The sequence below is a fragment of the Cellulomonas sp. ICMP 17802 genome (assembly GCF_041295535.1).
In the GTDB taxonomy this organism is placed as follows: domain Bacteria; phylum Actinomycetota; class Actinomycetes; order Actinomycetales; family Cellulomonadaceae; genus Cellulomonas.
This window is the reverse complement of the sequence record NZ_JBGFQZ010000027.1, coordinates 1-13,559: the sequence shown is the minus strand read 5'-3', so window position 1 is coordinate 13,559 and position 13,559 is coordinate 1. Positions and strand designations below refer to the sequence as shown.

The window sequence follows — 13,559 nt, the reverse complement described above, 5'->3', positions numbered from 1 at the left end:
CTGCCTCTAGGCCGGCACGGGCGCGAACGCGCCGCAGTACTCGGCCCAGTCGGCGTTCATGCCGGTCCCGTCCGGGGGCATGACCTGGTACATCGTCGGGTCGCCCTTCGAGCCGGCCAGCTTGCGCTCGACCGAGATCTCGACGGACGCGGAGAAGAACAGCACCTCGACCTCGACCACCAGCGACGCCCGGCCGATGAGCTTGCCGGTCTCGAAGTGGTAGGTCAGCGACAGCTCGAGGGTGATCGACGCGCTGATCAGGCCGAGCACGTCGACCTCGCCGCGGATGCGGAAGTACGCCGTGAACAGCCCCTTGTCCGCCTCGAGCCGCAGGTACACGCCGACCGAGATCGACACCGACCCGGACGCGACCCCGAGGTCCACGGACAGCGACGCGCACGCCTCGAGCCCCAGCTCCAGCAGCACGAGCCCCTTCGGCGCCGCGCGCAGCACCAGCCACCCCCCGCCGCCGACGCACATGACCGTGAGCCGGAACGGCGCGTCCTTCGCGCAGAAGTGGAACCCGACCGTCATCGCGTCGCCCAGGAACGGCACCCGCGCGTCGGCCCCGAGCGAGATGTTCTCCAGGCTGAACACGCCGACCGACACGTTGGGCAGCGTGAGGTCGAACCCGGCGGTCACCCCCTCGGGCGCGACGTCGACGTAGGGCGGGTCGGAGAAGCCGTCGAACGGGATGAGCTCGCGCAGCCGGTCGACGAACGACAGCGGCCCGAGGAAGCCGAGCCCGCCGAACACCACGTCGACCTCGGGCTTGCCCGACGACCCCGCGTGGAACCCGATCCGCCGGAACATCAGCTTCATCAGGCCGGCCTCGCCGTCGCCGATGAGGTTGAGGTCGAAGTCGACGAGCTCCGCGACGATGTCCACCGCTGGCGGCGCGCTCGCCGACGCTCTGACCTCGACGTCGAGGTGCAGCGAGTCGGGCTTCGGCTTGAAGATGTTCGGCGCGCCGGGCAGCAGCCCCCACGGATTGATCCGCGGCCGCCACGACATCCGCGCGGTGACCTGGCCGCCCGCGACGCCCTCGAGCATCTGGGCCAGCCCCGCGGCGTCCTTGGCCAGGTCGGTCAGGGTGGTCAGGGTCTGGACCGGCTTCTGCAGCGCGGAGCGCACCGCGGCGGGCACGCCGGGCACGCCGATGGCGTCGAGCAGTGGTTGCAGGTCGCCCGCGAGCGCGACGGCCGAGGCGCTCACGGCGTCCGGGTTGCCGGGCAGCCCCTGCACCGCGGTGACCAGCGCGTCGAGGTGGGCCTGCAGCGTGCCGACGAGAGCGTCGAGCTGGTCCTTCGCGTGCTGGGCGACCGCCTGCGCTCCCCCGTGCGCCGCGGCGGCCACCTCCTGTGTGAGCCGCGCCTGGGCGTCGTCCAGCGCCTTCTTCAGCCGCTGCGCCTCGGTGAGCAGCTTGGTGACGGCGTCGAGCGCATCGGACACGAACGCGGGGGCCTCGCCGAGCAACGCCGGCTCGAGCAGCTCCGCCAGGCTGAACAGGCCGAACAGCTTGGGCAGCGCCCCGGCCAGGAACGACGTGGGGTCGAACTTTCCGGCGTCGAACGGCGAGGGACCGCTGCCGCTCTCGCCGATCGCGCCGAGGGCACGGGAGATGCCCTTGACGGACAGGTTCGGCGCGACGAACCCGCCGGCCCGGTCGGACCCGTGCGTGAAGTCGACGGCCGCGGGGGCGCTCTTGAGCGCGAGGATCAGCTCCCCCATGTTGGGTGCGCCCGGGACCGGCGGGGCGTCGAGCGCGCGGCCGGGCAGGCCGTGGGCGAGGTACGGCTTCGCGAACACGAGGTCGACGGCCGGCGCCTGCGGCGCGAGGTGGCGCATCGAGGGCACGACCGCACGCGCCTCGGTGAGGAACGGCCGGCTCGTCACGTTCGCCTCGTCGATGGTCCCGTCGAAGATCAGGTGCGTGACCTCGACGGACGTGTCGCCGGCCTTCACCGGCTCCGCCATCGCCAGCGTCTGCCCGCGCCCCTGCATCTGCCGCACGGGCAACCAGCGCGCGGGCACCTCGTTGGCGAAGTGCACGAACGACTGCGGGCCGTCGCTGTCCGCCTGGACGAACACCAGCGGCGCCGGCCACGTCCGGGTCTGGCCTCCGCGGTCGACGGTCGTGAGGGTGAACGGGAACGGGACGCCGTCCCGGCTGGGGACGAACGGGTGCTGGTCCTTCGGCGGCGCGTCGATGTCGGGCGTCACCAGCGGGCTGACGGTGACCTGCCCGAACGGGTTGTCCAGGTCCGTCGTCGGATAGGTGCGCGTCGGCTGGCGCACGATGATGAACCACCGCTTCCACAGGTACGCCACCGGGGTGTCGCGGTGCTTGATCTCGCGCTCGGTGATCTCCACCAGGTAGCAGCGGTGCCCGAACGGGAACAGGAACCCCGGGTACACCACGCGCACGTACCCGTCGCGTCCCATGAACGCCTGGTGCCGGTAGTCGGCGACCTTGGCCGGGAGCTCCCAGGACTGCTTCCAGTCGAACCAGGCGCCCAGGCTCGACAGCGAGAGTCGGCTGACCAGCAGGGGGCTGTCCGCGTTGCGGGGCTCCCCGCCGCGGGTCTGCTCGACGATGGCGTCGCGGGCGTACTCCGACAGCGGCTGGTCGAACTCCGGCGGGGGGACGTCCTTGTCGCGGTTCCACAGGGCGCGGACGATGCGCTGGTCGGCGTCGTCGTCGTCGAACGTGCCGTCGTCGCGCCGGACCGTCAGGTGCGTGCGCCAGAGCTCGGTGCGGTCCGGCGGGCCGACCGGGGTGCTCGCGTGCCGGAACGCTCCGCGCGTGCCCGGGGAGACGACCAGGTGGTACGGGGCCTCGATGGCGGTCTCGAGGTCGGTCGGCCGCTCCAAGCCGCTGTCCTCCGCTTCACCCGCGGAGGTCGCCCCCCGCGAGAGCCGCAGCCGCAGGCTCGGGAGCGCCTCGAGCACCTTCTCCAGCGTGTAGGTGATCCGCGTGCCCTCGGGCACCTCGTAGACCAGCCGCGTGGGCCCGGCGGCGACGTGCGCCGAGGGACCCGACGGCTTCGGTGGCGGCGCCGTCGCCCCGGCCGCCCAGGCCTGCTCGCCCAGGTGCTGCGGCGGGAAGTGCACCACCAGCGACGCGTCCGGGCCCGCGACGAGCTCCGCGCCGCCTTCGGTGGGCTCGATCGTGCAGCCGGGCGCCTCGAGGCGCAGGTCGACCAGGTCGCGCGGGCGCAGGAGCCTCGCGTCCACCGGCTCGGGTCGTTCGTCGGGCTCGCCCATGCGGCACCGGCCCCCTCGCTGCGTCCGCTTCGTCGTACTTTGCGTGCCTTCGGGCGATCATGCTCCGCTTTGGCGGCGCCCGCTACGCCTTTCGGGTGAACGTCGGGGGTGCGCGCCCGGGCCGGGCCCTACGTCCCGGCCGACGCCCGGGGGTCGGGAGGACGATCGACGGGTGAACGCACCGTGGTGGCGGCTGGCAGCCGAGCGCCAGCAAGGATCCGAGACCGCGACCCGTGGCCCGCAGGGAGACGTCGACACGATCGACGCGCCCGCCGACCTGGCCGACCTGCTCCCCCCGTTCTTCGACTAGCGCCAAGTCCGCCGCGAGGGGTGCGGCGCAGGTGGTCGGCGTGGTGCGATGAGACTCCACCACGAGGAGGATCGATGACGACCCCGACCACCCGCACGCTCGACGTCCCGGGCGCCTCGATCGCCTACGACGTCCGCGGTCCGCTCCCGACCGCCGACGGCCGCCCGGCGCTGCTGCTCATCGGGCAGCCGATGGACGCGTCGGGCTTCGCGACGCTGGCCGGCCTCCTGGCCGACCGCACCGTGGTGACGTACGACCCGCGGGGGCTCGGACGCAGCACGCGGAGCGACGGGAGCACGGAGAACAGCCCGCAGCAGCAGGCCGAGGACCTGCACCGACTCATCGGCGAGCTGGGCCCGGTCGACCTCTTCGGCAGCAGCGGCGGCGCCGTCACCGGCCTGCAGCTGGTCTCCACCCACCCCGAGGACGTCCTGACGTTCGTGGCGCACGAGCCGCCGCTGCTCGGCGTCCTGCCCGACGCGGAGCAGGCGTTCGCGGCGGAGCGCGCGGTCCAGCAGGCGTACCACCAGCGGGGCTGGGGCGCGGGCATGGCGGCCTTCATCGCCCTGACGTCGTGGCCCGGCGAGCTCACCGCGGCCTTCGGCGACCAGCTCCCCGACCCGGCCGCCTTCGGGCTGCCCACGGGCGACGACGGGTCCCGCGGCGACCCGCTGCTGTCGGGCGTCTCCAACGCCGTGACGGGCTACGTGCCGGACCTGGCGGCCCTGCGCGCCGCCTCGACGCGCGTCGTCGTCGCCGCCGGCATCGAGAGCAAGGACCTGCTCACCTGGCGCTCGTCGGCCGCCCTGGCGGACGCGCTCGGCCAGGAGCTCAGCGTCTTCCCCAGCCACCACGGCGGGTTCTCCGGCCCCGAGTTCGGTCACGCGGGCCAGCCGGAGGCGTTCGCCGCACGGCTGACGGAGGTGCTCGGCTAGATCACCACGGCGCTCGCACAGACCGCCACGACGAAGGAGTCACGATGGGATCGAACGAGGGACGCTCGCGGGGACCGGGCGACATCCAGAAGCTGGTCCGCCTGGTCACGCTCGGGCTGGCCGTCTTCGCCGTGGTCAAGGAGCTGCGCACGCCGCCGGAGGAGCGCGAGTGGCACGGCGTCGTCGGCTTCGTGCCGTACGACTTCCGGGTGCCGACGTTCGAGCGGTTCAAGGAGCGGTTCTGGGACCCCGAGGGCGCGCACCTGCTCAGCCCGCGGGTCTTCGGCGTCGGCTGGACGCTGAACGTCGGCCGGATCGTCGAGCTGGTGCGGCAGCGGGTCTCCGCCTGACGCGTCGCGCCGCGGCGACCCGTCCGCTTATGGTCGATCCGTCCGGTTGGCTCCCGACCTCACGGAGGACGTTCATGGGCACGATCACCACGACCGACGGCACCGAGATCTTCTACAAGGACTGGGGCTCGGGCCAGCCCCTGGTCTTCAGCCACGGCTGGCCCCTGTCGGCCGACGACTGGGACACCCAGCTGCTCTTCTTCCTCCAGCACGGCTACCGCGTGATCGCGCACGACCGCCGCGGCCACGGGCGCTCGACGCAGACCAGCGACGGGCACGACATGGACCACTACGCCGACGACCTGGCCGCGCTCACGACGGCCCTCGACCTGCACGACGCCGTCCACATCGGCCACTCGACGGGCGGCGGCGAGGTGGTCCACTACATCGCCCGGCACGGCGAGAGCCGCGTGGCCAAGGCCGTGCTGATCAGCGCGGTGCCGCCGATCATGGTGCAGACCGACGCCAACCCCGGCGGCCTGCCGAAGAGCGTCTTCGACGGCCTGCAGGAGCAGGTGGCCACCAACCGGTCGAACTTCTACCGCGAGCTGCCGTCGACCGCGTTCTACGGCTTCAACCGCCCGGGCCGCGAGCCGTCGGAGGCCATCATCGAGAACTGGTGGCGCCAGGGGATGATGGGCGGCGCGAAGGCCCACTACGACGGCATCGTCGCCTTCTCCCAGACGGACTTCACCGAGGACCTCAAGAAGATCACCGTCCCGGTGCTGGTGATGCACGGCGACGACGACCAGGTGGTCCCGTACGCCGACTCAGGCCCCCTCTCGGCCGCCCTGGTACAGAACGGCACTCTCAAGACGTACGCCGGTTTCCCGCACGGCATGCCCACCACCGAGGCGGCGACCATCAACGCCGACCTGCTGGAGTTCCTGAAGTCCTGACGGGCCACGGTCCCGCTGCGCGCGCTCGGGCGCAGCGGGATCGCCTGTGCACAACCGCCGCAGCGCTCCCGACGCCTTGGCTAGCGTCCGCCACCTGACACAGGACCGGCGTGGGGAGCACGGGCATGGACGACTGGCGGATCGACGGCTTCACGGTCGACCTCGAGGAGCTGCGCACCGCGTCGAACCGGCTCGCGGACCTGGGCGACGCGCTCGACGGCGTCCGCGGCCGCCGCCTCATGGACCGGGCCGACCACTGGGGCGACGTGGCGGCGCTCGAGTCGGGCCGGCGCTTCCGCGACCGCTTCCGCCACCTGCTGGCCGGCCTGGCGAGCGAGGCGGACGACGCCCGCGTCCACCTGCGGCAGACCGCGAGCGCCTACGAGGCGGCGGACGAGAGCTCCCGCGCCGCCCTGCGACACCTGGGCGAGGCGCGGTGAGCCTCTGGACGCTGGCCGACACCCGCGACCCCGCGCGCCTCGTCCCCGGTGGGGTCGACGACGTCGAGGCCGACGCCGACGACGCCGACGCGCAGGCCGCGACCCTCGAGGCCCTCTCGGAGGACGCCACCCGGTCGACGGCCACGCCGTCCTGGTCGGGCGACGCCGCCGCCGGATGGGCGCGGCGGCGCGAGCAGCTGGTGCCCGCGCCGGCGGCGATCGCCGCGGCCTACCGCGCCGCGGCGACGGCGCTGCGGGCGCACGCGACCGTCCTCGCGTGGGCCCAGGGCCGGGCCGGCGTGGCCGTCCGGCTCTGGGGCGACGACAGCGCGTCCTGCTCACCCGTGGACACCCGCGCGCTGGCCGTGGCCGTCCTGTCCGAGGCGCGGGCTCGCGCCACGGCGTCGGCGCACACGCTCGCCCGGGTGCTCGACGACCTCGGTGACGGCCTGCCCGACGGGCAGCTGCACGCGGACGACTTCTTCGCCGGCGTGCGTGACTGGGCGTCCGGGCTCGGCTCGGCCGTCCTGGCGAACGATCCGATGCGCGCCGCCTACGACCCCCTCGGGTACTGGCGGCACCAGGTCGACCAGGTGCGGGGGCTCGGCACCGTCGGGCGGGCGCTCGCCGACGACCCCGGCGGCGCGGTCCGCGCGCTCGCCGACACCCGGACGCTCGACGACGCGCCGGGCCGGTGGTGGGGGCGGCTCGCGCCGGACCTCGCGCTGACGGTCGGGTCGGCCGGAGCCGCGGGGGTCGGCGCGCGGTCCGCAGCAGTCGCCGGCCGGGCGGCCGTGATCGCCGAGCGGCCGCCGCTGGTGATCGAGGTTCCCGGGACCGAGCCGACGCCGTACCTGGGTCTCAGCGCGACCGACAGCTGGGCGAAGGAGTGGACGCTGGGATGGCATCTGGACAAGCACGGTGCCCAGTTCGGCGTCACCACGGCGGAGGACTACGCGCGCCTGGGCTCGGAGTTCTTCCAGAGGGCCGGCCTGGAGGGCCTGCCGACCCGGATCGGCGACGACGGCGTCATCCGGATCTTCGACCCGGACACCAACACGTTCGGGGCGTTCGACTCAGCTGGCAGCACGATCACGCTGTTCAAGCCGAAGAGCAGCACCTACTGGGATCGACAGGATGGGATGCTCCTGCCATGAGCTACGAGTGCCCCGCCTGCGGCTACCCCGGTCTGGAGGCACCCCCGCGGACGTCGGCCGGCAGCGGCTCCTTCGAGATCTGCCCGTGCTGCTACTTCCAGTTCGGCGTCACCGACGACGACGAGGGCTTCACGTACGCGACCTGGCGCGCCCAGTGGATCGCCAAGGGCACGCCCTGGGAGTCGGGCAGCCACCAGGATCCCCCGGCGGGCTGGGATCCCCAGGCGCAGCTGCTCCGCGTCCAGCCCTAACCTCGTCGGCCGTCAGGGCCGCGGCGGCCGGCAGACCACGACCTGCAGGTGGTCTCCCTCGAGCGTCACCGGGCCGGCGGCCGCGGGCAGCAGCACGGTCTGCCCGCGACGCAGGGGCGACGACTCGCCGCCGGCCACCAGCGCGCCGCTCCCGTCGACCACGACGAGCACCGCCAGCCCCGCGTCGAGGTCCCGCGCGCCGGTCCACCGCTCGACCCGGAAGAACTCCGCCACCTCGGGCAGCAGGTCCCCCGACGACTCCGCGGTCGCGCCGCGCAGACGCCCGATCTCGTCGGCGGTCCACCCGCGCCGGTCCACGGCCGCGAGCGCGACGTCGAACCCCAGGCCCAGGTGCCCGTCGGCGGCGCCGTCGATCTCGAACCCGGACCACTCGAGCAGGATCGACAGGTCGGTCGGCTCCTGGAGCTCGACCACGAGGGCGCCCTCGCCGATCGCGTGCGGGAGCCCGGCGGGCACGAGCACGGCGTCCCCGGCGGCGAGGTCGAGCGCGTGCATCGCGCCGAGCATCGCGTCCGTGTCCTGCGTCCGCACCCACGCGGCCAGCTCGTCCACCCCCACGTCCCGCGTGAACCCCAGATGCACGCGGGCGGGCTCGAGCACCACCCAGGCCTCGGTCTTGCCGTGCGCGAGCCCCAGGTGCTCGGCCGCGAACGGGACGTCGGGGTGGGCGTGCACGGGCAGGCGCTGGCCCGCGTCCAGCAGCTTGACCAGCAGCGCGGGGTCGGAGCCGTAAGCGGCGACGTGCGCGGCGCCGAGCCAGCCGGCGGGGTCGGCCGTGATCGCGTCGCGGAGCCGGCGCCCGTCGGGCAGCACGGTCAGGCCCACGGGCTCCTGCCCGAACACCGACGTGCTCGAGCCCACCCAGTCCTCGGGCTCGTGGCTGGCCGCAGGCCCGGTGCCCCGGAACGCGGCGATCTGGCGGCCGCCGGCGTAGAACCGGTCGGCGGGCTGGTTGGCGGGCAGGAACAGGGGCTTCATGCCTCTCCTCGGTCGCGGATCTCGATGCGCACCCCGGTGTGCCAGGTCGCGCCGGGCTCGAGCACGGGTGCGCCGGCGTGCGGAAGGTCGCGCTCGGGGCCGAACAGGGGTGCGTTGGTGGGCTCGACGCCGAGCACGTAGGCGCCGCGGGCGGGCCAGCTCCAGGTGCACAGACGGGGCAGGGTCGCTCCGGTCCAGGTCACGACGACGTCTGGGTGCTCGTCGTCGCCGTCGAGGACTGCCTGCGCGCCGCGCACCCCCACGTGCTCGGCGACGACCGGCGCGAGACCCGGCCCCGGCGCCGGCGTGAGCAGAGGGTCACGACCCGGCGGGAGAGGCTCGCGCACGACGGCGGTGTCGGCGTCGACCCGCAACCGGGCTCCCGGCCGCAGCAGCGGGGCGCCGAGGTTCACGTGGTAGAGCAGCGGGACACCGACGGGCTCGTCGCCGACGTTGCGGACGACGTCGCTCACCTCGACGGCGGGCACCCCCGTCGTCGCCACGATCGACCGTTCGACGAGGATCCGGGGGCCGCCCAGCGAGGTGTGCGGGACCGTGCCCGTCACGTGCACCTGCCAGGCGGCCCCCACCCGCTCCCGCGACCAGTGCACGTCGGTCGCGGGCGTGAGGTGGTGCGTGCCGTGCTGGCCCGACGAGCCGCGCGGCTCGCCGATGTTGTCGGGGCCGCACGTCGCGAGCAGCCCGCCCAGGAAGCGCTCCTCCCAGCCGCGGCCCGGCCCGGGGTCCACGGGGTTCGGCGAGCGCCAGGCCACCGGCGTCGAACCCCACCAAGCCGCACCGAGGTCGAGGCCACGGTCCGGCAGCACGTCGAACGCCAGGCCGCCGGCCAGCCGCACGGCGATCACCCCGCCGCGCTCCTCGACGCTCGCGAGCGCGGACGGCTGGGAGACCCGGCCGTCGTCGGTGAGCTCGGTCCACGACGTCACGATCGGTCCAGCGCGGCGAGGAAGCCGCCGACGAACGAGTCGCCCAGCCCGATGGTCGTCGGCGCCGCGACGTCCGTCAGGTCCAGGGCCGGCACGATGCACGCGTCGGCGCCGAGCAGGTCCGCGACGTCCGCCACCAGCCGTTGCGCGGTCGAGCCGGGCGCGAGGGCCGCCGTCGCCGCGTAGTCGTCGGCCGTGAAGCCGTCGCCCATCCAGTAGCGGGTGCTCGCCATCGTGATGCCGCCGACGAGCGCCGGCCGCAGCGAGGCCGCCCTCTGCCCGACCGCCAGCGCCCAGTACTTGGTGTGCACCACGAGCGTCGGTGCCGGGACCACCTCGTGCAGCTCGCGCACGGCCTTCGCCACGGTCGCCGGGTCGAGCAGGTCCACCGCGCGCCCGAGGTACGCCTGCATCTCGTCCTCGTTCAGGCTGTAGACGTCCACGGACCACACCATCTCGTCCCGCACCCGCCGGCTCAGCGCCGGCACGTGGTAGCCCGCGTCCTCAAAGACGACCAGGGCGTCCGCGGGCAGCGACCGCATGGCCTCGCGAACCTGCGTCAGGCGGGACTCGAGGGTGGCCGGGTCCTGGATCACGTTGAACGACGAGAGCAGGAAGATGTCGGCCGTGCGCAGCGCGTCGGGCAGGTCGGCGGCGATCTCCAGCTCGCGGTGCGGCGGGTCGTTGGCGTAGATGACGCGGTTCGGGTGCGGGGCCACCAGCTCGACGTCACCGAGGCGCACGCGCGCCCCCGCCGGGTACTGCACGATCAGGTGCGGGTCCAGCGAGTCCTGCGCCGCGCTCGACACGTAGTCGACCGACGCCGGGAGCAGCCGCCGCACGGTGTCGTCGATCGACACCAGGTGCATCGTGCTGGGCACGCCGAGCACGTCCATCGCGATCGCCGCCCGCACGCACGTCCCGCCCAGCGTCACGGCCTTGTCGAACCGTGCGGCGACGGCCTCGACGATGTCGGAGGAGGCGACGAACCGCTCTCCCCCGACACCGTCGCGGACGAACGCGAGCAGGCTGCGCACCAGGTCGCGCACCGAGTCGACCGGGGTGGTGCGGTCGAGGTCCTCCGGGCCGACCCCGTGCTCCGCGGCGAGCGCCTCGAGCACGGCCGAGTCCCAGCGGATCTCGTAGTCGACCGTCCCACCCATGCCCAGCACGAACCTCATCGGTCGGCTGCCCCTTCTCGCGTCGTGACGGGCGGTCAGTACAGGTCGGCCTTGCCGGCCGCGTCGAACAGGTGGATCTTCTGCGCCGCGACCTCCTGCATGGCAGCGATGCACGGCGGCTGGATCGAGTTGGGCTCCCGCAGCGAGGTGTCCGCGAGGACCTCCCGCATCTTGTCGTGGTACGCCACCTTGATGTCGCTCGAGATGTTGATCTTGTTGACCCCGAGCTTGACGGACTGACCGATCTCGTCGTCCGGGTTGCCGGAGCCGCCGTGCAGCACGAGCGGGATGGGCAGGAGCGCCTTGATCTGCTGGAGCAGGTCGAGCTTCAGCTGCGGCGTCACGTGCTTGGGGTACAGGCCGTGAGCGGTGCCGATGGCGATCGCCAGGCTGTCCACGCCGGTGCGCTGGACGTACTCGACGGCCTCGGCCGGGTCGGTGAACGCGATCTGGTCCACGAGGACGCCGTCCTCCGCCTGCTCGTCGAGCTTGCCGATGGTGCCCAGCTCGCCCTCGACCGACAGGCCGACCGCGTGCGCGGTGTCGACGACCTTCTTGGTGATCGCGACGTTGTCCTCGAACGGCTGCATGGACGCGTCGATCATGGCCGACGTGAACCCCAGCTGGATGGCCTCGAGCACCTGCTCGTACGTGCCGCCGTGGTCCCAGTGGATGGCGACCGGCACGGACGAGCGGTGCGCGCGCTGGATGAGGGCCGCGAGCGCGTCCCCACCGATGTGCGACACCTCGTCGGGGTGGATCGCCACGATCAGCGGGGCGTTCAGCTTCTCGGAGATCTCGAAGATCCCCTTGCCCATCGCGTAGTCGCTGATGTTGAAGGCGGGGATGGCGAAGTAGTTCTCGTTCGCCACCGCGAGCAGGTCTCGGCCGTTCATCAACATGGTGTGTATCAACTTCCTGTGTGGGTGTTGCAGAGGTGTGGGGGGTCTAGATCTTCACAGCGCCGGCGGTCATCCCCCCGATGAAGTAGCGCTGGAAGAAGAGGAAGAGAATGAGCACGGGAATGCACCCGAGAATGCTCATCGCCATCATCTCGTTCCACTCGTACGAGTGCTGTCCCATCAGGAGCTGGATGCCGATGGGCACCGTGCGCATGTCTTCCGTGCGCGTCAGCGTCAGGGCGAACAAGAATTCGTTCCAGCAGATCATGAACGTGTAGACGCCGACCGAGACGAGGCCCGGGACGGAGATGGGGACGAGAATGCGCCACAATGCAGTCATCGGGCCGGCGCCGTCCACCTTGACGGCCTCGTCCAGCTCTTTGGGAAGGGTATTGAAATAACCCGTGAGCATGATGATCGCGTAGGGCAGCGTGAACACCATGTAGGTGAGGATCAGGCCCTGGTAGGTGTTGTAGAGCTTCAGTGCGACGACCAGGCCGAAGTACGGGATCAGCAGCGTGATCGGCGGCACCGCCTGGACGGAGACGACGATGACGTTGATCGTCTTCTTGCCCCAGAACTCGTACCGGCTGAACGCGTACGCGGCATGCATGCCGACCACGAGCGACAGGGCCGTGACCGACAGCGCGATCACGTAGCTGTTGAAGAAGAACCGCAGCTTGACCGGGTCCGTGAGGATCGTGGTGTAAGCGTCGAACGAGAAGCCGGGCGTGATCAGTCGCGGCGGGAACTCGAAGATCTCGGGGTTCGTCTTGAAGGAGCTCGAGAGCATCCACAGGACGGGCAGGGCCGAGAAGCAGGCGCCGAGGATCAGCGCGACGATCAGCGCGGCCTTCTTGCCGGTGTGCTTCGGCGGGACGCGCAGCGGGGGCTGGTCGGTGGTGATGACGGGCGCGGTCAGCGTGACCATGGCTCAGTCCCTCGCCTTCTGGTGCCGGACGTAGAAGAACGCGAGCACCATCGACATCAGCAGCACGAGAACGGCGGCCGCGGAGGCGACCGAGAACTCGTACTGGGTGAACGCGAGCTTGTAGGTGAAGGTGGAGAGCACCTCGGTCGCGGTGATGGGTCCGCCGCCGGTGGTCATCCAGATGAGCGCGAACTGCTGCGTGGTCCAGATGAAGTCCAGGAGCGCCATCGAGATGATGATCGGGCGCAGCATCGGGATGGTGACGTTGCGGAACTGGGCGACCACGCCGGCGCCGTCCACCCGGGCGGCCTCATAGAGGTCCCTCGGGATGCCCTGCAGACCCGCCAGCAGCGAGATCATGAAGAACGGGTAGCCCGACCAGATGTTGATGAACGTGACCGCCGCGAGGGCCGTCGACGGGTTGGCCAGCCACTCGGTCTGACCGTCCGTGAGGCCGGCGGTGCCGAGCAGGTAGTTGATGACGCCGTTGGGGCTGAGCAGCAGCCGCCACAGGACCGCGACGATCGCCACCGTGAACAGCCACGGGAGGATGTACAGGACGCGGAAGAGGCCCTTGGTGCGGTTGCCCAGCAGCGGCGAGTTGAGCATCAGGGCGAACGCGAGCCCGATGACGAAGTGCACGATCACCGAGCTGATGGTGAACACGAGGGTGTTCCGCACGGCGGTGACGAACACGGGGTCCGTCAGGACGTCCATGTAGTTCGCGAACCCGACGAACGCGGGGTTCTTGTTGGTGATCACCCCGTCGAGCAGGGAGTAGCTGACGACCATGATGATCGGCGTGATCATCAGGATGATCAGCAGCACCCCGGTGGGGCTGAGGAATCCGTAGGGCGTCAGCGTCCGCCGCAGGCGACTCAGCGTCCGCGACCGCGTCGCCGCTGCCGGAGCCGGCGTCGTCGCCTGCTGCGGTGGCGCGTCCTGCGCCTGGCTGGTGGTGTGCGTCATGAGCTCGGGCTCTCTCCTCGG

14 protein-coding genes are annotated in these 13,559 nt (G+C 72.1%); 7 read left to right on the top strand and 7 right to left on the bottom strand.

The features are described 5' to 3' along the window. Positions 1-6 precede the first annotated feature (6 nt). Positions 7-3,267: a hypothetical protein gene (locus AB5970_RS15765; RefSeq protein ID WP_370504894.1), complete on the bottom strand. Its 3,261-nt coding sequence runs from the start codon at positions 3,265-3,267 to the stop codon at positions 7-9. A 172-nt stretch (positions 3,268-3,439) separates the two neighbouring features. Between AB5970_RS15765 and AB5970_RS15760 the strand changes: the two genes are divergently transcribed. The 7 genes from AB5970_RS15760 to AB5970_RS15730 all read left to right on the top strand — a co-directional run bounded on the left by AB5970_RS15760 (position 3,440) and on the right by AB5970_RS15730 (position 7,609). Beyond that, positions 3,440-3,577 (top strand): hypothetical protein, encoded by a 138-nt coding sequence (locus tag AB5970_RS15760; protein ID WP_370504893.1) that lies wholly within the window; start codon positions 3,440-3,442, stop codon positions 3,575-3,577. 74 nt (positions 3,578-3,651) lie between these two features. Beyond that, positions 3,652-4,512: an alpha/beta fold hydrolase gene (locus AB5970_RS15755; protein ID WP_370504892.1), complete on the top strand. Its 861-nt coding sequence runs from the start codon at positions 3,652-3,654 to the stop codon at positions 4,510-4,512. A 44-nt stretch (positions 4,513-4,556) separates the two neighbouring features. Next, on the top strand, positions 4,557-4,862 hold the full coding sequence (locus tag AB5970_RS15750) for a DUF5808 domain-containing protein (RefSeq protein WP_370504891.1): 306 nt from the start codon (positions 4,557-4,559) through the stop codon (positions 4,860-4,862). A 74-nt stretch (positions 4,863-4,936) separates the two neighbouring features. Next, a complete protein-coding gene (locus AB5970_RS15745) occupies positions 4,937-5,761 on the top strand; it encodes an alpha/beta fold hydrolase (RefSeq protein ID WP_370504890.1) in 825 nt (274 codons plus the stop codon). A gap of 125 nt (positions 5,762-5,886) precedes the next feature. Continuing rightward, positions 5,887-6,201, top strand: a complete 315-nt coding sequence (locus AB5970_RS15740) for a hypothetical protein (protein WP_370504889.1) — start codon at positions 5,887-5,889, stop codon at positions 6,199-6,201. Further along, positions 6,198-7,358: a putative T7SS-secreted protein gene (locus tag AB5970_RS15735; protein ID WP_370504888.1), complete on the top strand. Its 1,161-nt coding sequence runs from the start codon at positions 6,198-6,200 to the stop codon at positions 7,356-7,358. Before AB5970_RS15740 ends, AB5970_RS15735 begins: the two co-directional genes overlap by 4 nt. Continuing rightward, positions 7,355-7,609, top strand: coding sequence for a hypothetical protein (locus AB5970_RS15730; RefSeq protein WP_370504887.1), 255 nt, complete (start codon positions 7,355-7,357; stop codon positions 7,607-7,609). The genes AB5970_RS15735 and AB5970_RS15730 overlap by 4 nt, the downstream gene beginning before the upstream one ends. Before the next feature lie 12 nt (positions 7,610-7,621). Here AB5970_RS15730 and AB5970_RS15725 read toward each other — a convergent pair whose 3' ends face one another. Genes AB5970_RS15725 through AB5970_RS15700 form a run of 6 tightly spaced genes read right to left on the bottom strand, consistent with a single transcriptional unit; the run spans position 7,622 to position 13,538 of the window. Further along, positions 7,622-8,608 carry a class I mannose-6-phosphate isomerase gene (locus AB5970_RS15725; RefSeq protein WP_370504886.1) on the bottom strand — a complete coding sequence of 329 codons (987 nt, stop codon included), beginning with the start codon at positions 8,606-8,608 and terminating at the stop codon, positions 7,622-7,624. Next, positions 8,605-9,555: a DUF4432 family protein gene (locus AB5970_RS15720; protein ID WP_370504885.1), complete on the bottom strand. Its 951-nt coding sequence runs from the start codon at positions 9,553-9,555 to the stop codon at positions 8,605-8,607. The genes AB5970_RS15725 and AB5970_RS15720 overlap by 4 nt, the downstream gene beginning before the upstream one ends. Further along, on the bottom strand, positions 9,552-10,736 hold the full coding sequence (locus tag AB5970_RS15715; RefSeq protein ID WP_370504884.1) for an ADP-dependent glucokinase/phosphofructokinase: 1,185 nt from the start codon (positions 10,734-10,736) through the stop codon (positions 9,552-9,554). Before AB5970_RS15715 ends, AB5970_RS15720 begins: the two co-directional genes overlap by 4 nt. 35 nt (positions 10,737-10,771) lie before the next feature. After that, positions 10,772-11,632 carry a ketose-bisphosphate aldolase gene (locus tag AB5970_RS15710; RefSeq protein WP_370504883.1) on the bottom strand — a complete coding sequence of 287 codons (861 nt, stop codon included), beginning with the start codon at positions 11,630-11,632 and terminating at the stop codon, positions 10,772-10,774. Positions 11,633-11,684: 52 nt separating this feature from the next. After that, positions 11,685-12,569, bottom strand: a complete 885-nt coding sequence (locus AB5970_RS15705) for a carbohydrate ABC transporter permease (RefSeq protein ID WP_370504882.1) — start codon at positions 12,567-12,569, stop codon at positions 11,685-11,687. A 3-nt stretch (positions 12,570-12,572) separates the two neighbouring features. Beyond that, positions 12,573-13,538 carry a carbohydrate ABC transporter permease gene (locus AB5970_RS15700; RefSeq protein ID WP_370504925.1) on the bottom strand — a complete coding sequence of 322 codons (966 nt, stop codon included), beginning with the start codon at positions 13,536-13,538 and terminating at the stop codon, positions 12,573-12,575. Between the last annotated feature and the right edge of the window lie 21 nt (positions 13,539-13,559).

Bases quoted from the DNA above. Each gene is read 5' to 3' on its own strand.
- AB5970_RS15765 (WP_370504894.1), bottom strand. From the start codon at position 3,267: ATGGGCGAGCCCGACGAACGACCCGAGCCGGTGGACGCGAGGCTCCTG.
- AB5970_RS15755 (WP_370504892.1), top strand. From the start codon at position 3,652: ATGACGACCCCGACCACCCGCACGCTCGACGTCCCGGGCGCCTCGATC.
- AB5970_RS15750 (WP_370504891.1), top strand. From the start codon at position 4,557: ATGGGATCGAACGAGGGACGCTCGCGGGGACCGGGCGACATCCAGAAG.
- AB5970_RS15745 (WP_370504890.1), top strand. From the start codon at position 4,937: ATGGGCACGATCACCACGACCGACGGCACCGAGATCTTCTACAAGGAC.
- AB5970_RS15740 (WP_370504889.1), top strand. From the start codon at position 5,887: ATGGACGACTGGCGGATCGACGGCTTCACGGTCGACCTCGAGGAGCTG.
- AB5970_RS15730 (WP_370504887.1), top strand. From the start codon at position 7,355: ATGAGCTACGAGTGCCCCGCCTGCGGCTACCCCGGTCTGGAGGCACCC.
- AB5970_RS15725 (WP_370504886.1), bottom strand. From the start codon at position 8,608: ATGAAGCCCCTGTTCCTGCCCGCCAACCAGCCCGCCGACCGGTTCTAC.
- AB5970_RS15715 (WP_370504884.1), bottom strand. From the start codon at position 10,736: ATGAGGTTCGTGCTGGGCATGGGTGGGACGGTCGACTACGAGATCCGC.
- AB5970_RS15710 (WP_370504883.1), bottom strand. From the start codon at position 11,632: ATGAACGGCCGAGACCTGCTCGCGGTGGCGAACGAGAACTACTTCGCC.
- AB5970_RS15705 (WP_370504882.1), bottom strand. From the start codon at position 12,569: ATGGTCACGCTGACCGCGCCCGTCATCACCACCGACCAGCCCCCGCTG.
- AB5970_RS15700 (WP_370504925.1), bottom strand. From the start codon at position 13,538: ATGACGCACACCACCAGCCAGGCGCAGGACGCGCCACCGCAGCAGGCG.